Annotated in this window: 14 protein-coding genes and 1 tRNA gene; 5 read left to right on the top strand and 10 right to left on the bottom strand. The window is 68.2% G+C overall.

Translation table 11 applies throughout. The features are described 5' to 3' along the window. Positions 1 to 5: 5 nt before the first annotated feature. The 5 genes from ACTWP6_RS25655 to ACTWP6_RS25635 all read right to left on the bottom strand — a co-directional run bounded on the left by ACTWP6_RS25655 (position 6) and on the right by ACTWP6_RS25635 (position 8,318). Entirely contained in the window at positions 6 to 491 is a 486-nt protein-coding gene (locus tag ACTWP6_RS25655; protein ID WP_443189167.1) for a single-stranded DNA-binding protein, read from the bottom strand. A 280-nt stretch (positions 492 to 771) separates the two neighbouring features. Continuing rightward, positions 772 to 2,790, bottom strand: coding sequence for a cytochrome c oxidase assembly protein (locus ACTWP6_RS25650; RefSeq protein ID WP_443189159.1), 2,019 nt, complete (start codon positions 2,788 to 2,790; stop codon positions 772 to 774). A gap of 31 nt (positions 2,791 to 2,821) precedes the next feature. Continuing rightward, positions 2,822 to 5,173, bottom strand: coding sequence for a glycerol-3-phosphate 1-O-acyltransferase (locus ACTWP6_RS25645; protein WP_443189158.1), 2,352 nt, complete (start codon positions 5,171 to 5,173; stop codon positions 2,822 to 2,824). Next, positions 5,170 to 6,834, bottom strand: coding sequence for an HAD-IB family hydrolase (locus tag ACTWP6_RS25640; protein WP_443189157.1), 1,665 nt, complete (start codon positions 6,832 to 6,834; stop codon positions 5,170 to 5,172). Before ACTWP6_RS25640 ends, ACTWP6_RS25645 begins: the two co-directional genes overlap by 4 nt. Continuing rightward, positions 6,831 to 8,318, bottom strand: coding sequence for a wax ester/triacylglycerol synthase family O-acyltransferase (locus tag ACTWP6_RS25635; protein WP_443189156.1), 1,488 nt, complete (start codon positions 8,316 to 8,318; stop codon positions 6,831 to 6,833). Before ACTWP6_RS25635 ends, ACTWP6_RS25640 begins: the two co-directional genes overlap by 4 nt. Positions 8,319 to 8,404: 86 nt before the next feature. Here ACTWP6_RS25635 and ACTWP6_RS25630 point away from each other — a divergent pair. Next, positions 8,405 to 8,478, top strand: a tRNA-Arg gene (locus tag ACTWP6_RS25630). 85 nt (positions 8,479 to 8,563) lie between these two features. Here the strand turns inward: ACTWP6_RS25630 and ACTWP6_RS25625 are convergent. After that, a complete protein-coding gene (locus tag ACTWP6_RS25625) occupies positions 8,564 to 9,349 on the bottom strand; it encodes a TetR/AcrR family transcriptional regulator (protein ID WP_443189155.1) in 786 nt (261 codons plus the stop codon). An 88-nt stretch (positions 9,350 to 9,437) separates the two neighbouring features. Here ACTWP6_RS25625 and ACTWP6_RS25620 point away from each other — a divergent pair, with 88 nt between their 5' ends. Both ACTWP6_RS25620 and ACTWP6_RS25615 read left to right on the top strand, forming a co-directional pair. Then, positions 9,438 to 9,842 (top strand): nuclear transport factor 2 family protein, encoded by a 405-nt coding sequence (locus ACTWP6_RS25620; protein ID WP_443189154.1) that lies wholly within the window; start codon positions 9,438 to 9,440, stop codon positions 9,840 to 9,842. 287 nt (positions 9,843 to 10,129) lie between these two features. Beyond that, positions 10,130 to 11,572, top strand: coding sequence for a PE-PPE domain-containing protein (locus ACTWP6_RS25615; protein WP_443189153.1), 1,443 nt, complete (start codon positions 10,130 to 10,132; stop codon positions 11,570 to 11,572). Between the two features lie 661 nt (positions 11,573 to 12,233). Here the strand turns inward: ACTWP6_RS25615 and ACTWP6_RS25610 are convergent. Continuing rightward, entirely contained in the window at positions 12,234 to 12,722 is a 489-nt protein-coding gene (locus ACTWP6_RS25610; RefSeq protein WP_443189152.1) for a hypothetical protein, read from the bottom strand. A 318-nt stretch (positions 12,723 to 13,040) separates the two neighbouring features. Here ACTWP6_RS25610 and ACTWP6_RS25605 point away from each other — a divergent pair, with 318 nt between their 5' ends. Together ACTWP6_RS25605 and ACTWP6_RS25600 are read left to right on the top strand one after the other, a co-directional pair. Then, positions 13,041 to 13,814 carry an acyl-[acyl-carrier-protein] thioesterase gene (locus ACTWP6_RS25605; RefSeq protein ID WP_443189151.1) on the top strand — a complete coding sequence of 258 codons (774 nt, stop codon included), beginning with the start codon at positions 13,041 to 13,043 and terminating at the stop codon, positions 13,812 to 13,814. 4 nt (positions 13,815 to 13,818) lie between these two features. Continuing rightward, positions 13,819 to 14,571 carry an enoyl-CoA hydratase gene (locus ACTWP6_RS25600; RefSeq protein WP_443189150.1) on the top strand — a complete coding sequence of 251 codons (753 nt, stop codon included), beginning with the start codon at positions 13,819 to 13,821 and terminating at the stop codon, positions 14,569 to 14,571. Position 14,572: 1 nt separating this feature from the next. Here the strand turns inward: ACTWP6_RS25600 and ACTWP6_RS25595 are convergent, their stop codons facing one another. The 3 genes from ACTWP6_RS25595 to pdhA are packed head-to-tail and all read right to left on the bottom strand — an operon-like array spanning position 14,573 to position 17,857. After that, positions 14,573 to 15,724, bottom strand: a complete 1,152-nt coding sequence (locus tag ACTWP6_RS25595; protein ID WP_443189149.1) for a dihydrolipoamide acetyltransferase family protein — start codon at positions 15,722 to 15,724, stop codon at positions 14,573 to 14,575. Then, positions 15,721 to 16,770, bottom strand: coding sequence for an alpha-ketoacid dehydrogenase subunit beta (locus ACTWP6_RS25590; protein WP_260754375.1), 1,050 nt, complete (start codon positions 16,768 to 16,770; stop codon positions 15,721 to 15,723). The genes ACTWP6_RS25595 and ACTWP6_RS25590 overlap by 4 nt, the downstream gene beginning before the upstream one ends. A 1-nt stretch (position 16,771) precedes the next feature. Then, the gene (gene pdhA / locus ACTWP6_RS25585; RefSeq protein WP_260754376.1) at positions 16,772 to 17,857 is read right to left on the bottom strand and encodes a pyruvate dehydrogenase (acetyl-transferring) E1 component subunit alpha; all 1,086 of its coding nucleotides are present in this window, start codon (positions 17,855 to 17,857) and stop codon (positions 16,772 to 16,774) included. Positions 17,858 to 18,317 lie beyond the last annotated feature (460 nt).

The raw sequence follows: 18,317 nt of genomic DNA, 5'->3' as shown, positions 1-18,317 counted from the left end.
GGCCGCTAGGCGGTCAGCTTCAGTGACTCCGGTTCGGCGGTGTCGACCTCGGCTGCGTCCCCATAGGCGATGGCTTCGCCCTCGACGGGCCCGTCCTGCCGCTCCACCCCAGCGGCAGGGGCCGCGGGCTCGGGGTGGCGGCGGCTCTCGATGCGGACGATGCAGCGCGCCAAATCCGGGCCGACCGAGGTGGCCCGGATCTCCAGGGACGACCGACGGTTACCGTCGCGGTCCTCGTATTCGTTGGTGTACAGGTAACCAACAACGATGACGGGATCTCCCTTCCCGAGGCCCGCCCCGACGCCGGTGACCAGGCGGCCCCAGCAGTTCACGGTCGCGTACAGCGAGTTGCCCGGTTCCCAGGTGCCGTCGGCGGTACGACGCCGGGAATTGCTGGCCACGCGGAACTTGAACAGCTCCTGGTCGCCGACCCGCCGGCGATCAGGTGCGGTGACGATGGTGCCGACGACGGTGATCGGTGTCTCGAACATGGTGGTGCCTCTCCTGAGTTTCTCAGCTGCAGGATCAGGCACCGTGCCCGATCCTGCGATGACACCGCCATTGAGCACGCGGCCGCCGACACCGGGAGGCAGGGCGTCGAGCATCAGGGCGCAGGCTGTGGATGAATCGCGGATTGGGGATGGTCGCACCCGCTGGTGCGGGCCGGCCACCACGTCGATGTGCTGCATCGGTGCGCCCGGGCCGGCCCGCTACCGCGACGCTAACACAACACCTGAATATCTGAACAGCTGAAAATATGACGTTCGGGCCTCAGCCGCGCTCGCGTTCGCGCCGGGCGAACTCGGCGAGCATTGCGTTGTAGGCCGCGAGGTCGGCGTCGTCGTCTCGGTCGGCGGCGCGGTCGAGCCGCTTGGCGGTGCGCTCGTCGGAACGGCGCCACTGCACGAACAGCGCGATGAGCACGACGACCAGCGGCACCTCACCCGCGGCCCAGGCGATCCCGCCGCCGAGTTTCTGGTCGCCGAGCAAGTCGGTGTGCCAGCTCAGATTCAGCGAGCGGTAGAAGCTCTCGGCGATCACCGACTGCGTGCTCATCAGAACCACGCCGAAGAACGCGTGCAACGGCAGCGACGCGAACACCATCGCGAGTTTGGCCAGCGGTGGTAGCGGTCGCGGTGTCGGGTCGATGCCGATCACGACCCAGTAGAAGAGGTAGCCGCTGAGCAGGAAGTGCAGGTTCATCGCCAGGTGCGCGAAGTGACTACCCGCCGCCGCGTCGAAGATGCCGCCGAAGTAGAGGCCGTAGAACCCGACGATGAACAGCGCCGTCGCGACGAACGGGTTGGTCAGCACCTGGGAGAGGCGCGAGTGCAGGGCGGCCAGCAGCCACTCGCGCGGGCCGGGCGGGTCGTTGCGGCCCGAGGCCGGTAGCGCCCGCAGCGCCAGCGTGACGGGGGCGCCGAGCACCAGCAGGATCGGCGCGAGCATCGACAGCATCATGTGCGCGACCATGTGGATGCTGAACATCGCCGGCATGTAGCGCCCGATTCCTGAGGACGTGGCCAGCAGCAGCACCAGACAGCCCAGCAGCCAGGCCGCGGTCCGGCCGGCAGGCCACGCATCGCCGCGCCGCCGCAACCGGATCACCCCGGCGAGGTAGACCAGCGCGAACACGACTGACGCGGTACCGAATACGAGGTCGAAGCGCCAGTCGAAGAGCATCCTGGCCAGCGTCGGCGGGCCGGCGAGGTCATAGCCGATTTCGACCGCCGGGATCGACAGGTTCAGGTTCACCGGGGGCGGCGGCGGGGTTCGCCCCAGCGCGACGGCGACGCCGAACGTCAGCGCGAAGATCACGGCCTCCACCACGGCCAGCCGGAGCAGCGGGCCCTGCGCCCCGGGGTCCTGCTGCAACGCAGCGACCCCCTTCCGGCGTTGCTGCCAGCCGAGCACACCGAGGGCCGCCAATGCCGCGATCTTGGCCAGGATCAACAGACCGTAATCGGTGCTCACCAGGTCTGCGGGCCTGATCCGGACCAGCGCGTTGACCAGCCCGCTGAGCGCCATCGCGACGAAGCACCACAGCGCGACGGCCGAGAAGCGGCGCGCGGCGAGCGGACCGTGCTCGCCGCGGCGCAACGCGTGGGCCAGCAGAGCCAACAGCCCGCCCGCCCAGATCGCCCCGGCGACGAGATGGATGAGCAGGCTGTTGGTCGCCACGTCGTGTGCACCGCCGGACGACGAGTGTCCGGTCAGGCCCAGGGGCAGCAACGTGAGCAGCGACCCGGCGAACAGCACCGGGGTCCACGACCAGCGCAACACCGGGATGCTGACGACGGTGACCAACCCGGCCAGCAACGCCGTCCATCGCCACGCACCGGCGATGTCGATCAGATCGGCCACCGACCAGATGTCGGCCGGGCTCAGCCGCGTCGTCAACGGCTGACCGCTGACATCGGACACCGTCAGCGGCACCATCAGCACCGCGCACACCGCCCAGACACCCGCGGCCGCGGTGCCTGTTCGCAGCGCGCGGTAGCCGGCGACGTCGAGGACACCGTTGGGCTGAGGCGGAACCATGAACGCGGCGAACAGGAACGCGCCCGTGGCGGTCACCGCCGCGATCTCGCCGGCCGCCCGGACGAACGGCAGGCCGTAACTTGTCACAGGCCCGGGGTCGGGCAGCCCGGTGGCGGTCAGCGCCTCGGCGAGCGACAGCGCCGACAGCGCCGCGGCGGTCAGACCGGCCAGCACCGCGACGCCGCACAGCACCGCCCACACCGGGGCGCGGTGCACCCCGACGGGTGCGGCGCGGGCGACAGACGTCATGTGCCCAGCGTATGACCTTCCCGGACGCGATCTACGACACAGGGTCGTTGCGCAGCTCCCGGCGGCTGCGCTCGCGGGCGGAGAACTGCCTGCGCGCGCACCGGTCCACGGTGTCCATGTCCTTGAGGATGCCGCGCAGCTCGCGGCGGAACGCTCTGCGGCGTTCGTCCAGATCGGCGGCAGGGGTGAGCAGATGCTGATCCGCGGCCACCTGCCGGGCGGTCGCGAACAGCAACGCCGACACCGATTCGGTGCTCAGCACCCGCCCCTGCGCGACGTACTGCTGACCGAGGCCGAGCGCTTTGGCCGTCAGATCCTTCTCCGAGATCTCCGCCGGTGCGTCGATGAGCGCGTCGGCGACGATCTCATACGCCTCGAAGAACGGTCGCAGCAGTGGTCCGGCGATCGCGGGGCGCTTCTCCTGCAGCAGCGCGTCGAGCCGGTCCCCGCCCGCGGCGACGTCGCTCTCCCAATCCTGATGCCAGGACATCTCCTCGGCCACGTGCTCGCGATAGGCGGCCGAGTCGGCGAAATAGAACTCGAACTTGAGCAGATCCCGCAGCCGCATCACCTGACTCCAGAACGCGTCCAACCGGTCGGTGTCCGTGCGCGCGGCGTAGGCCAGCGCCAACTCGACCAGCGAGGTCTCCAGGAACGCGTCGATCAGCGAATTGCGGTAGAACGCCGCCTCCAATTCGTCCTGCGGGGCGATGCTCCACACGGTCACCCGGCCGCTGTCGGTGCGGGTCACCGGATGGCCGCCCGACAGCGCGTCCAGAGCGGCGCGCACCCCTTCCGGAGTCCGGAGCCGCAGCGCGCTGTTGGTCATCGGCGTCTGCTTACGCTCCAGATAGTCCAGCGAGTCCTGCAGCGTGTGGTGCAGCTGGTCAAGCGTCAGCGCGATGCCGCGGGTGCTGAGCAGCAGCGCCGACACCAGCGCCGTCGCGTTCACCGGGGTGACCTGCAGGATCCGCCAGGCCACCTCGAACGCCATCTTCTGCATCGCCAGCCTTTTGGCCGACTCGTCGGTGGCCAGGGGGCCGTGCGGCTCACCGAGGTACTCACGCATCGAAACCGCCTCGGGGAAGCGGACATAGATCTTGCCGTAGTTGCGCTCGCCCTGGGCGCGGATGTAGTTGACCAGCCATGACAATCCCTCGGGGGTCTTCTCGCCACCCCGGGCGTACGAGGCGTACTCGGCGGTCTCGTGCAACTGGTCGAAGCTGATCGACACCGGCTGCAGCAGGATGTCGTCGCTGCGGCCGTCCAGGTAGGCGTCGGCGACGTACGCGAGCAGGCCGAGCTTGGGCGGCAACATCTTTCCGGTCCGCGACCGGGTCCCCTCGATCGCCCATGAGAGGTTGAACCGCTTTTCGACGATATAGCCCACGAACTGGCGCAGCACGAACTTGTACAGCGGGTCGTCGAGCTTGCGCCGCAGAAAGATCACCCCGGAGCGGCGCATCAGCGGGCCCATGAACCCGAAGGACAGGTTGATGCCCGCGAAGGTGTGGACAGGTGGCAGCCTGTTCTCCTGCATGGCCACCGGGACGATGACGCCGTCGAGGTAGGACCGATGCGAGAACAGCAGCACGGCTGGATGGGCTTCCAGTGCATGGCGCATCGCCTCGACCTCACCGCGGTCGTAGTCGATGTTCGGGTCGAAGCCGCGGCTGAAGATCGCCCGCCCCAGTGACGGGATGAGGTCGACCGAGAATCGGCTCCAGCCGGTGGCGAGTTCGTCGAGCATCTCCCCCGCCTTCTCGACGGTGGCGCCCGGGATCTTCTCCAGCCCCTCACGGAACCGCGCCGAGGTCAACACCTCCGGCTTGATCAGCCGGGGCGACTTGTATTCGGGGCCGAGCAACCGCAACTCGACGCGCTCGATGGCAAGGATCGCCCGCCGGAGCACGAATCGGGCGAATTCCCTGGGGTTCTCGGCGACGGTCGTCTCGCTCCAGCGCTGCCGCAGCTCGGCGACCTTGGCGGGTTCACCGGCGACGACGCGGGCCCGGGACGGGTCCCGCTTCAGGATCGCGCGCTGCAGCACCTTCGGCGGGCAGTAGGTGTCACGGCCGGACAGCACCGCGACCACCTTGGACCGGGTGGGAAGTCCGCCGGGAACCCAGAACACGCGTACGGGGACCACCGAGCGATCCTCATCGGCCTGGAGCAGCTCCACCAGCCGGGCCAGCACCGCAGGGGCCGGATCGTCGTCGGCCGGCAGCTTGAGGACCTCGATCTTCGACTCAGGGTGGGCGCGTCGCTGGCTCTCCAGCCAGTCGCGCAGCAACTCCTCCTCGGCAGGTGAGGACACCGACGCCAGCACCAGGGTGTCGTCGACGGCGTTGTAGGCGGCGAAGTCGTCGGCCCGAGCCTTCACGGCCGGTCCTTGGTGCCACCGGCGCCCTGGGCCGGCGCCTTCTTGGCGGCGCCTTTCGCCGTCGCCTTCTTGGCCGTCTTCGTGGCGGCAGCCTTCTTGGCGGCAGCCTTCTTGGAGGTCACGTTCGCGGCCTGCGTCTTGCGGGCCGGCGTCTTCTTGGCGGTCTCTGCGCGCCGGTACAGGTCCGGCACCGGGAGTTCGTCGTGCGGCCAGTCTTTCAGGGTGTCGAGGTAGAGCTGGCGCACCTCCTCGATGCGTTCGGTCAGGTTCTCCTGCGTCCAGTCGTCGACCGGGATCGGCGGGTAGACAACGACATCGACAAGGCCAGGGTTGAATGTGCTGGAGTCGCGGGCGGCGATCACCTCGGCATTGCGGATCACGATGGGCACGATCGGGATGCCCACCGACATCGCGATCCGGAACGGGCCCTTCTTGAAGCGGCCCACCTCGGTGGTGTCAAGCCGGGTCCCCTCGGGGGCGATGAGTATCGACAGACCTTTGCGCGCAAGCTCTTCGACCTTGCGGAGGCCTTCTACGGCCTTCTGGGGATCCTCCCTGTCGATGAAGGCCGCATCCAGGATCTTGCCGATGGTGCCGACGATGGGGTCGTTCTCGAGTTCCTTCTTGCCGACCGTGGTGAAGTCGTTGTTGATCAACCTCCCGGCGATCAGCGGGTCCGCCTGATTGCGGTGGTTGAAGATGAACACCGCGGGCCGCTGCGCGGTGAGATTCTCCTTGCCCAGCACCTGCAGGTTGATGCCGATGGTGTCGAGCAGCGTGCGCCCGAACATCGACGTGAAGAAGTTGACCCCGGTGCGCTTGTTGCGGGTCAGCAGTCCGACGCCGAGGGCTCCGGCGGCGATCGGCACCATCGACGCGACGCCGAGCGCGGTGCGTACCTGCGACGCAGGACTCGAACCGCTGCGACTGCTGAAACGCAGGATGGGCCAGCCGCGCTTGGCCGCGACAGCGGCCAGTTTGCCCGCCGGGTTGGTCGGACGGGGGTTGCCCACCAGGTACATCAGCGCGACATCCTCGTCGCCGTCGGCGTAGAAGTAGCTCTTCGACAGATCGATGCCGTTGGCGGCGGCGAACTCCTGGACCGCCCTCGCCTTGCCGGGCCCCCAGATGATGGGCCGCTGCACCTCGCCGGTGATCAACCCGTCGTCGTCGGTTTCGAACTTGTTGCTCAGCACGTTGTCGATACCGAGGAAGCGGGCCACCGGCTCAACCTGGACGGTGAGCGCCGAAGAAGACAGCACGACGGTGTGGCCGCGGGCCATGTGCGCGCGCACGATCTCGCGCATCTCGGGATAGATCCGGCTGACGATCTTCTGGACGAACAGGCGTTCGGCGAGTTCGTCGATGTCGTCCACCGAGTTCCCGCGCAACATGCGCGCGCCCTTGCCGATCAGATCCTCGAACTCCGAGCGGCCGAGCTGGTGGTTCAGGCCGGCCTGCACCATGCCGATGAACTCTCCCACCGACATCTGTCTGCGCCGCAAGCGATCCTGGGTCATCACCACGCCGGTGAACCCTGCGACGAGTGTGCCGTCGAGGTCGAAGAACGCACCGATCTGCGGCCCCTCAGGGCTGGCCTGGATCTCGGCGACCGAACCAGGGAGACGCAGTTGACGGTTGTCCGGTGTCGCCGAAGTCACTGGGGGCCACTTCCGTTCAGTCGGGTCGATGATTCGACGGGGGCGGTACGCGCGGTGAAGGTCGCCGGGACGGCACGGCCGTCGCCGCCGAGGGCGAGCACTTCATCGAAGCCGGCGAGCAGACAGCGGGCGAAGAGGTCGGGCTCGGTGATCGACGCGCGGTCGTACCTGGCGGTGATCGTGCAGTACCCCGAACGCGACACCAGCACCACCATCATCGCCACACCGGGCAACGGCCCGATACCGTACTGGCGCAACACTTTCGCGCCGGCGATGAAGGTGTCCCCGGCGTACACCGGCACGTTGCTGGCCTGTACGTCGGCATTGACGATCGATCCCGCCATCGACTCCAGAACCGGGTCGGGAAGCAGGCTGACCACAGGGGCGATCGCGCCGACCAGGTCCAGGGCCCGCTCTTCGCGCTTGCTCGTCATCTGCGACCGGATCTCCTTGATCCGCACCTCGGGGTCGGCGAGCCCGATGGGCGCCGCGAGGTTGACCCCGGCGAACCGGTTGCCGCCCGCGGGATCGTCCTCGGAGCGCAGGTTGACGGGCACGGCCATCGGCAGTGTGTCCACCGGAACACCTTTGGCCTCGTGATAGAGCCGCAACGCCCCGCACACGCCGGCCAGGTAGGCGTCGTTGATCGAGCCGCCGGCGGCCTTGGCGGCGCGGTGCAGGTCGCCGAACTCGATGTCGATCGCCTCGTTACGGGAGGACAGGCTGCGCCGGCGCAGAATCGGCGACGGGTCGGCGACCGGGCCCATGACGCGGGCCCCCGACATCGCGTAGTCAATGGCGCTGCCCAGCCGCGTCACCGGGTCGCGCACCACGTGCCCGACCGCCTGGACCGCGCCGAACAATGCGCCACGGACGCCGCCGACGATGGTGCCGGGCAGTCGGTTCAGGCCGGCGCGCATCAGATCGTTCGGCGACAGGTCGGAGGGAATCGGCAGCGGCGGAGGGCGCTGCGGCGCCGGTTCCCGCTCGAAGTCGTAGAGGTTGGCGAACATCTCGACACCACCGACGCCGTCGGTGACGGCGTGACTCAGGTGGACCATGAGGGCGGCCCGACCGTTCTCCACCCCTTCGATCAGGGTGGCCGTCCACAGAGGCCGGGAGATGTCCAGCGGCGACTGCACCGCGATCTCGGCGAGGTCCATCACCTGCCGGATGGTGCCGGGTTCGGGGACACGCACCCGCCGCAGGTGGAAGTCGAGATTGAAGTCGGGGTCGACGACCCAGCGCGGCGCCACCGTCGGCAGCGTCGGGGTGACGACCTTCTGGCGCAGCCGCAGCACCTTGCGGGACGCGTGCTCGAAGCGGGTGTAGAAGGTGTCCCAGTCGGGGGTCGTGTCGAGCAGCTCGACGGTCAGGATGCCCGAGCGGGTGCGCGGATTGGCTTCGCCGCGGTGCAGGATCTGGTCGAGCGGACTGAGTTCCTCCGGGAGTCCGGCCGCGTCCAGTTCCGGCTCATTGCTCATGCGCACCACGCTAGTCGGCAGCCGTCTCGCAGGAGGCGGCTTTAGTGGCTGTCACCGCCGACCCGCGCGATACACTGCTCGGCGTTGCCTCCGTAGCTCAGTTGGATAGAGCAAGAGCCTTCTAATCTCTAGGTCGCAGGTTCGATTCCTGCCGGGGGCGCAAATTCCTCACCAAGGAACCGAGGCGACTGTCGGGCGGCGGGTCGTGCGTGCGGCGGCCCGAATCCTCGAACGGCACCGCCTCGCTACCGGTCTGAGGTCTCGATCACGGGCGCGAGGCCGTCGAGCACGCGTGCCAGCCCGAACTCGTAAGCGTGCCCGGCGCTGTATGCGCCGGCGTGGGCCCGCCCCGCAGCAGCCCCGACGCGGGAGGCGAGCGGAAACTTCTCGGCGTCGAACATTCTCGCCAGCAGCGGCTCGGCCCGTTCCCACCACGCCTGGTCGGTCACGCCGCTGTCGGCTCCGGCCCTCTGCGAGTCGATCGCGATACGCGCCACCGACATCACGAAGCCGAGCACGTAGGTCAGCGCCGCATCCATCTCCAGGTCGCTGAGCCCGAGGCCGTCGAACGCACCGAGTTCGTGCTCGTACTTCGCGATGGTCCCCGGCCCGAGCGGCGGGCGGGTGGTCGCCAGCTGCGCCACCCACGGATGCCGGTCGAGCATGTCGCGATTCTCCGCGGCGATGGCCGAAACCCGCTCACGCCAGGGCAATCCACGCAGATCGGCGCGTGGCATCTGGGCGTGGACACTGTCGAGCATCAGGTCGAGCAGCTCGGCCTTGCCGGGCACGTAGGTGTAGGTCGCCATGGTGGCGATGCCGAGCCGCGTCGCGACCGCGCGCATCGTGACCGCGGCGAGCCCGTCGGCGTCGGCGATCTCGGTCGCGACGCCGACCACCGCGTCGACGGTGGTGCGCTGCCGGGGCCCGCGCGGGGTTCGGGCGCCGCCCGGTGTGCGCCACAGCAGTTCCAGCGTCCGCACCGGATCGCCCGCGCTGGTCCTGTCGGGGGCCGTTCCGCGCCTGTCCATCCGGCTGATCGTAACGGCCGGTCCATACCACGCAAGAATCCCGTACACTGTACGTCGTACACGGTACGGAGAAGAGAGGATGTTCCATATGACAGCTGAGGGTGGTTACGCCCCGTCACCCGCCGATGTCGAGGACGTCCTGGCGTGGTTCGCGCGCTACGACGCGCTGGCGGTGGCCAAGGACATCGAGGGGATGGCCGATCAGGCGATGTTTCCGCTCAACGAGGTCACCGACGGACGGGCCGAGTCCTGCGACCGTGACCGGTTCGTCGCGCAGATGACACAGGAACTCGGCGGCGCCGGGGATGTCTCCATGGAGTCGGTGCGGACCCCGCACTTCATCAACGAGAACCTGGTCTTCGTGATCACCGACGCCACGATCACCGTGGACGGGCACAGCCAGCAGGTCCGGTACGGCGACCTTCTGGTCCGATCCCGCAGCGACGGTTGGAAGTTCCAGACCATGGTTCAGGGCGGCTGGGGCGACTCCTAGCCGGGCCCACAGTCCTGGTCTTCGACGGCATAGAAGGTCGCAGCGACGCCCGGTCGAACTTCGCGAGACGCCTCACCTAGCTCGGCTACCAGGCCAATCGCCGTGGCGACGTTCGCTGACGACGCGTCGCGCGGTGTGCTTTTCAGCGAATCCGCGTCCTGCCGTGCGTCGACATCGCTGGGAGTCTTCCTCGACGAGCATTTCGCCGCGATACCCCAGCGCGCCGACGGGAAGCAGTCGCGCAATACGCCGCGGCGGGATACCGTGTCGCGGGGAGGGTCCAAGGTATGGGCAAATTTCGGAGTAAGGCCGCCACGACCGCGGCCGGCGCTGCGGCGATCGGCATGGCAGTCACCGTCGGCGGGGTCGCCGCCACCCATCCGGCGTCGATCTCGGCGCCGCTTGTCGATCTGAGCGCGCTGATCGTCGTCGGGAGTTCCACTCATCCCGACCCAACCGGCAACGAGGACTTCTTCGGCGGCAAGTTCAACCAGGCCCCGTACAACTCCGGCGGGCAGCCGGGCGCGGATCTCGTCGGCGTCGATTTCCGGGGCGGGGTGGGCGCGATCGACGCAGCGCTGCAAGCCAATTCCGGTGAGGACAACGCCGTGCTGTCCTCCGGCTGGGGTGCCGCCAACGTGAGCCTGCTGTTGAACCGACTCGACCGCAGCGCCGACCCGGCGTTGCCCAAGACGGTGTTCATCCTGGACAACAACGTGTCCCGCCCCGACGGAGGGTTCGGTACCCGCTATCCGCTGTTCGCGTTGATCGGGGTGAACCCATTCCCGTCGCGGACGGACACCACCGCTGCTGCCGTGGTCGACATCGCCTACCAGTACAACTACAACTCCAACGCGCCCGCGGACCTGTTCAATCTGGTGGCGCACGTGAACTCTCTGGTGGCGTATCTGTACGGCTACCGGGAGCAGTCCGAGATCGACCTGCCCGTCGACGTCGACGGCCGGCCGGCCGTGTCGTGCGGGGGGGCGAACACGTGCGCGGTGCTCACCGGTGGTGAGGCCGTGCCGTGCGAGAACGCCCGGTGCGCCCCGCCCGTGGGCGATCGGGTGGTCGCGTACCTGACGACCCGAGGCAACACCACCTACGTCACGTACACCACCGACGAGCTTCCGCTGGCGCGGTTGATCCGCAATGTTCTCGGTGATGCCGTCGCCGATGTGTCCGCCCCCCTGCTCAAGGTCATCGTGGACTCGGCCTATTACGACGGCAACCCGATCCCGTCGGATCCGAGCCGCTACCGGCCCGCCCGGCTGATGCCGTCGCTGGGCGAGATCGTCAGCGCGGCGGCTAAGGTGCCCGGCGCCATCCGTGAAGGCCTAGACACGTTGTCCGACAACGATTCTGGGCACGCCCCGCAGGAATCCCCCACCGGCCAGGAGGTCCGTGCCTCCGGGGTCTCCGACGGCCATCCAGTCGATCACGAGACGCCGGCTGTGGACGAAGACGACACCTTTCCGGTCTACGAGGGCACCCCTGCCGAGCCCGCCTCGGAGGACGCCGACCCGGAGATCGTGCGGCGCGACGAGCAGAGCATCGAGGACGATGCCGTGCCCGTCACCGGAGCCGGATCCGACCCGGAAACCGCGTCCGATTCCATCATCGAAGCCGAGTCCGTCACCGAATCCGGAGAAGCTGCGAGGCCCGACACCGAGGCGACGACCGGTGCGGCCGACAAGACCGACACAGCCGACGGGGGTTCCACCGCGTAGGCCGAGGCATCGGCAGAATCGGACCGTACGGGCGTGTGAACAAGTCGGCAGCGGGCTGTCTCCTGGTCGGTGCTCTGTCTGTCTGTCGTCAAAGCCTGCGGAAGACCCGGCAGATCAGCTGCGACCTCGCACCCGGGTTCCGGCGTCCGCCGCCGCTCGCCGCGGCCGTCGGCGAGGGCCGAGAGCCCCAGGTCGCTTCAACGACCCACCCAGAGGCACCCGTAGCCGAGGCTTCCAAAGGCTGCGGGTGGTCTGCGGCACTCGCCGTCATGACGAAAATGAGAAACGTGGGCGTGATCTGTACCTCGAGATGGACTTCAAATCCGGCCGGCTGAAACGGCGCGCACCATTTGCCCGTTGACCCCAAACGAAAACGACCCCGCATGTGCGCCCGCTCGACCACAATAGGTGGAACAACACTTCGGCATATCCACCAGCACTCCGGCTTTGACTCAGAGTGTCCAATATCTGTAAGCCATTGTTTGCAATGGACTCGCTCACCCTCATCGAAGAGAACGCAGATTCGGGTGCTGGCAGATTCGGCCTTATGAAGCCATATGAAAGATGGTTTACACCAATATTGTTGATGCGATTTCACGGTGCCGAGAGAGTCGCCGAACATGCCCGGGGAAAGATGTTGATACCCCCGGGGTTGCGATGATCATGGGCAGCCGTTAGCCATCTCGTACGGCAGTCGAGTCAGTCGGACGTACATCGTGTAGCCAGAGCCTGCCACGAAATGGAGCCGGAAGCCCTCGGTATCTCGAATCCACTCGTACACGGGGTCGGCCGATGCGGGGCACTCCTCCCAGCCGCCCCTCATGAGCTGCTCATCCACCCGACGATAGATTTGGCTCCGCAATTCCGTGTCGTCCTTCTTGCCGTTATATGACCAAACCCCGGCCATACCGTCGTTTTCCGTGCGGTACCAACTGACCCCTGGCGGCATTTCCAAGTTGGGCATCCCGGCCCAGCCCGACGACCCCGACGACGGCGCAGGGGCCGCGGACTCACCGGCCCGTGCCGCCATCGTCTCCGAGTATTGACTCTCCACATTGTCGCGGATCGTCTCAACGGTGCCATCGTCGATAGAGCAACCGCTCATTGCGGCCAATGCCGCCAACGCAGCGATAGCTGAAATGGTCTTCATGATCGGACGGTACCTCCCGATCTGACGTTCGACGACGAAAATAAAATCCTTTGACCGGGGCCGCTTTCTGGCGACCCTTACTCGGCGGCGTCGTCATCGTTGGAGAGTTAGAGAGTTGTGCCCGTGCGGGCGCCGCGCGGGGGCCGGCGCTTGTGGAGGTCCCCAGGTTCGTTTCGACGGGGGTTGGTTCCGAATTAGTCCGGGAGGTCTGAGGGTCTCGTCATCGGCTTCAGAGACCGGAGCCCTCTACTACCGCTACCTCCTGCGGTGGCCGATACCGACGGGCGCGCCGGGTGCCGGTAGTTAGGCTCTCAGGCGATGCCCAACAACCCCGTCGACCATCGGCTGGCCGCACTGCCGGATTCCGGCTACGTCTACCGCACCGCGTGGCGGGTCGCCACCGGCGACATCGGCGCTGACCTGACTCTGCGCCTGGACAGTGTGGCGCGCTACATCCAGGAGGTCGGGGCCGAGAACCTCGTGGATGCCGGGGAAGCCGAAGCTCATCCGCATTGGCTCGTGCAACGCACCGTCATCGACGTGATCGAACCGATCGAATTCCCCAACGAGGTGTCCTTCAGCAGGTGGTGCTCGGCGCTGTCGCTGCGCTGGTGCACGATGCGTGTCGACCTCGTCGGCAGCGACGGCGGCCGCATCGAAACCGAGGGCTTCTGGATCGCGATGAACGCGAAAACGCTGACCCCGCAACGCGCCACGGACTCACTGATCGAGAAGTTCTCCACCACCACCGAGGAGCATCGGCTCAAATGGCGGCCCTGGCTGCAGAATCCGGACGATGTCGACCAGCGGACACCGTTCGCCCTGCGACGCACCGACATCGACCTGTTCGAGCACGTCACCAACACCGCGTACTGGCACGCCATCCACGAGGTGATGGCCGTGGTGCCGGAAGTCTGCGCGCCGCCCTACCGCGCCGTGATCGAGTACCGCAAGCCGATCAAGTACGGCGAGGACGTCACGATCCGCTGGGCCTGTCGCGGCGACGCCACCGATCCGCAGGTCCACATCGCGTTGACGGTCGGCGATGACGTGCGGGCGGCAGCCCTGTTGCGGCGGCTCTCGATAGGCTGACCGGGTGCCCGAACTCGTACTGACGCAGGTCGAAGACCACGTCGCGCTGATCACCATCAACGATCCTGACCGCCGTAACGCGGTGACCGCGGAGATCTCCGCGGCCCTGCGCGCCGCGGTCGCAAACGCCGAGGCCGATCCCGGCGTGCACGCGGTGATCGTGACCGGCGCGGGCAAGGCGTTCTGCGCCGGTGCCGACCTGACCGCCCTGGGCGAAGCGACCGAGGACGGGCTCAGGGTGATCTACGACGGATTCCTGGCCATCGCCGACTGCACGTTGCCGACGATCGCCGCGGTCAACGGCGCGGCCGTCGGTGCCGGACTGAATCTGGCGCTGGCCGCCGACGTCCGGATCGCCGGACCGGCCGCGCTGTTCGACCCGCGCTTCCAGAAGCTGGGCATCCATCCCGGTGGCGGCGCGACCTGGATGCTGAACCGCATCGTCGGGCCGCAGGCCGCCCGCGCCGCGCTGCTGTTCGGTATGCGGTTCGACGCCGACGCCGCGGTGCGCCACGGTCTGGCACTTGAGGTCGCCGACGACCCGGTGGCCGCGGCCCGGCAGCTGGCCGCCGGCCCGGCCGCCGCGCCGCGCGAGGTCGTTCTGGCCACCAAGGCCTCCATGCGGGCGACCGCCAATCCGGGCACAGTCGATGTCGATCAGCACCGGCTCGCGGTCGACATCGAGATCGTGCCGCAGGCCCGTTCGATCGAGTCGCCTGAGTTCGCGGCCCGGCTGGCCGCGGCCAAGCGCAAGTAGCTCACAGGTCGAGCAGCGTCAGCTCCGGCGCCTCGATCAGCGAGCGCAGCCCGCCGAGGAACGCGGCGACCTGAGCACCGTCGGCGACGCGGTGGTCGAACGCGCAGGTGAGCCTCATCGTCGGCCGCGCCGCCACGGTTCCATCGACCACCACCGGGCGCGGCTTCAGAGCGCCCACGCCGAGGATCGCCGCCTCGGGGTGATTGATCACCGGAATCCCGTCATCGAGACCGAGGGCCCCGAAGTTCGACACCGTGAACGTCGAGCCCTGCAGCTCAACGGGTTTCACGGTACCGTCGCGGGCAGCGGCGGCCAGGCGGGCGACCTCGTCGGCGAGCTGTCGGGTGGTCCGGCGCTGCGCGTCGGTCACCACCGGGACCAGGAGCCCCCGGGGCGCTGCGACACCGACGCCGAGGTGGACCGCGTCGTGGACATGGATGCGCGGACCGTCGGCGGTGTCCACCCAGGTCGAGTTCAGCGCCGGATGGCGACACAGCGTGACGACCAGCAGGCGCACAACGAGCGCGAACGGCGTCACCGAATCGGCGCCCGCGTCTCTGAATCGGTCCCGCAGCCGCAACAGCGCGGTCCCGTCAACCTCGACCGAGGCAGTCGCGTCCGGAATCTCCCGGCGCGACAACGCCATCCGTCGGGCCATCTCCAGCCGGACACCGGTGACCGCGGCGTCCGATGCCGGCGCGTCGGCCGCGGCCAGCACGTCGTCACGGGTGACGATGCCGTCCGGTCCCGCGCCGTCCAGCCGCGTCAGATCAACCTCCAGATCAGCGGCCAGTTTGCGCACCGGCGGTTTGGCCCTGGCCCGTCGCCGGCTGGCGTCCATGGTGTCGTCCGCACCGTAACCGACCAGCACCGGACGGCGTGCCGGCCGGTCCGTTCCCGCCACCTCACTGTCTGTGCTGATGCGCACCAGCACCGAACCGACCGGAAGCGTCTGGCCTTCCCTACCACCGAGTTCGACGATCCGGCCGGCGTATGGGCTGGGGATCTCGACCTGCGCCTTGTTGGTCTCGACGGTGCAGAGCGGCTGGTTGAGCTCGACCTCGTCGCCGACCGCGACGTTCCACTCGGTGACCGTGGCGTCTTCGAGGCCTTCGCCGAGGTCGGGGACCAAGAAATCCTGCACCGTGCTCATGGCCGGCTCATCGCGTTCTCGACGCAGTCGAGCAGTCGGTCCACCCCCGGCAGCCACAGCTTCTCCAGCCGCGCCGGTGGATACGGGGTGTCGAACCCGGTGGCGCGCAACACCGGCGCCTCCAACTCGTAGAAGCACTCCTCCTGGATCCGGGCGGCCAGCTCGGCGCCGAATCCCAGCGTGCGTGACCCCTCGTGCATCACCACGGCGCGACCTGTCTTGCGCACCGACGCCGCGACGGTGTCGAAGTCCAACGGATTCAACGACCGCAGGTCGACCACCTCGAGGCTGTGGGCGCAGATGTCGGCGGTGTTGAGTGCGGTCGCCACCAACGGTCCGTAGGTGATCACGGTGACATCGCCGCCGTGGCAGCGGATCTCGGCCCGGCCGATCGGCGGTGCGGGGTTGCCGGTGTCGACCGGTTCCTTGGCCCAGTAGCGGCGCTTGGGTTCCAGGAAGATCACCGGGTCCCGGGCGGCGATGGCGTAGCGCAGCAGCCAGTACGCGTCGGTCGGCGTGGACGGGACCACCACCTTCAGGCCCGCGGTGTGCAGCCAGTACGTCTCGGTCGATTCCGAATGGTGTTCCACCGCGCCGATGCCACCGAACGACGGGATCCGCACGGTCACCGGCATGTCAAGGTCACCGCGGGTCCGCATGCGGTACTTCGCCAGATGACTGACCATCTGGTCGAACGCCGGCGCGGCGAAACCGTCGAACTGGATTTCGGGGACCGGAACCAGGCCGCGGATCGCCATCCCGATCGCGACGCCGATGATCGCGGACTCGGCCAGCGGGGTGTCGAAACACCGCTGTTCGCCGAAGGTTCGGGCGAGCCCCTCGGTGACCCGGAAGACACCGCCCAGGGTCGCGACGTCCTCGCCGAAGACGTGGACGCGCTCGTCCACCCGCATCGCGTCGTGCAGTGCGCGATTGATCGCCTGCGCCATCGACATCGGGTTGCCCGAGGCTGCCGGCTCGGGCGTCCGGTCCGGCTCGGGGGCGTCGTCGTCGAAACCGAAGGGCCGCTCGATGAGTTGGGTCATCTCACGCCTCCTTCGCCAGTTCGTCCAACAGCTCGTCGCGCTGCCGGGACAGCTCCGGGGTGATGTCGTGGTAGACCGTGTCGAACACCTCGCCGACGTCGATATCGGGCTCGTGGATCACCGCGTCACGCAGCTCAGCGCGGAGCCGCTGCGCACGGTGTGCGACGCGGTCCTCCAGCCGCTGCGTCCATACCCCGCGGTGCTGCAGGTAGGTGCGGTACCGGGTGATGGGATCCCTTGCGCGCCAACGCTCCACCTCCTCGTCGGACCGGTACCGGGTCGGGTCGTCGGAGGTGGTGTGCGGGCCCATCCGGTAGGTCACCGCCTCGATGAATGTCGGACCGCCGCCGCCCCGCGCCCGGGCCGCGGCACGTTCGGTCACCGCGTAGCAGGCCAGCACGTCGTTGCCGTCGACCCGCACCCCGGGCATGCCGTATCCGATCGCCCGGTGCGCCAGTGTCGGACCGGCATGCTGGCGTTGCACCGGCACCGAGATGGCCCACTGGTTGTTCTGCACGAAGAACACGCACGGCGCACCGAACACCGCGGCCAGGTTGAGCGCCTCGTGCGCATCGCCCTCGGAGGTGGCGCCGTCACCCAGGAACGCGACCGTCACCGAATCCTCGCCCAGACGCTGGGCGGCCATCGCGGCACCGACCGCGTGCAGTCCGTGGGTGCCGATCGGTATCGATACCGGGGCCACGCACTTGTCCGTGAATCCCAGTCCGCCGTGCCACCGTCCCCGCCACAGCGCACCCAGCTGGGCCGGTGCGATCGACCGCACCAGGAACGCGCCCAGTTCGCGGTACTGGGGGAACAGCCAGTCGGTCTTGCGCAGGCACGCCGCGGCGCCGATCTGGGCGGCCTCCTGACCACGGCAGGACGCGAACAACGCCAGCTCGCCCTGGCGCTGCAGGTTGACGAACTCGGTGTCGAGCTCGCGGGTGACGACCATCGACTCGTAGAGCCAGGCCAGTGTCTCGGGTGGGAGGTCTCTGCGGTATCGGGATTCGGCGGTGGCTGCGCCGTCGGGCGCCACCAGTTGAATCGGCTCGCCGAGCTCAGCAAGCGCCGACAATCCAGCCATACCGCCTCCTAGGGTCACTGCGGCGGATCGCGCCGTCAGACGACTGAGGTGCTCAGGGCAGCGGCGGCAGAGCCGGACTCCTGGTGTGGAGCTGTCGGCCGGCACCGGGGTTGTGGCGCCGGGTCGACGATGCGCTGTGCTCGCCGTAGCACTGGGGCACCCCCATTATGCCGACGAACTGTGAACCAGACCACAAATGACGCGGCGCGCGTCGTCGTCAAAGGCACTCCCACGGGGGGATGGACGCCGGGCCGACGGGTTAGGCCGTCGCAGCTAGGAGTCTGCTGAATTAGTGGGTTGATGGGGCGGGGCGTCTCAAGCGCTCGTCGGCGCGTGTTGACCGTCTCTCGGGATGACGATCACGGGGTATGTGGACGTCATTGAGCGTGCTGATGTGGCCTGTGCCGCCGTTGTCGAATTGATCTTGTTCGTGTGCACCGTCAGTGTGACGAGGAACTGA

This window comes from Mycobacterium sp. 4D054 (genome assembly GCF_052245755.1).
In the GTDB taxonomy this organism is placed as follows: domain Bacteria; phylum Actinomycetota; class Actinomycetes; order Mycobacteriales; family Mycobacteriaceae; genus Mycobacterium.
Note: the sequence above shows the minus strand (reverse complement) of the source record. Positions and strands in the feature narration are given on the sequence as shown.